This is a genomic window from Myxococcus sp. CA005, from assembly GCF_006518205.1.
GTDB classification, from domain to species: domain Bacteria; phylum Myxococcota; class Myxococcia; order Myxococcales; family Myxococcaceae; genus Myxococcus; species Myxococcus xanthus.
The window spans coordinates 1-566 of the sequence record NZ_SRLV01000208.1; the positions used below are offsets into that span (position 1 = coordinate 1).

At 48.1% G+C, this 566-nt stretch carries 1 protein-coding gene; it reads right to left on the reverse strand.

Annotated features, from left to right (window positions below; translation table 11 throughout):
- Positions 1-230 precede the first annotated feature (230 nt).
- A partial coding sequence (locus FMQ63_RS37175) for a YqiA/YcfP family alpha/beta fold hydrolase (protein WP_228556577.1) occupies positions 231-566 on the reverse strand: 336 nt, incomplete at its 5' end.

Sequence of the window (566 nt, forward strand, 5' to 3'; positions counted from 1 at the left end):
CTGAACAGGTCGCCAGAACAATAGAGAACTGGTATCTGAAAACCGAACATAAACGCCGTCCGCCAATTACCGTTTTCGATGATTTCTGGAAAAAGTAATAATTTGCACCTATTGGATTGTGCGAAAAAGAGTAATTTGTTCACGCCGGATGCGGCGTGAACGCCTTATCCGACCCACAGAATCCGGAGCGCATCAGGTACCGGCAAGGTTACCTGATGCGACGAGGGCATTTACCCGAGGGTTTTGAACGCTTTAATGCGCTGTAAATGCGGGGAGATATTCTTGAATTTGTGCGTCTGCTCTTCGTCCCAGACAATCTCGTAATAATGATGCAGCTCTTCAGATGGCCGCTGGCTGTTAATCGCTTCATCATTACGCGACAAAATCACCAGGCAACGATCGCGATTCTTCTCACGGAAGTTGGTCACACACTTAGTGGCAATATCGGCATACTCTTCCGGGCGATCAATCTTGCCTTCCATGTTCTCATAAGGGAACAAATTAGGGTTGAAGATCACCTGGCGGATATCGCAAAGAAAACCAATCCGTTCCGCCCAGTATCCGCC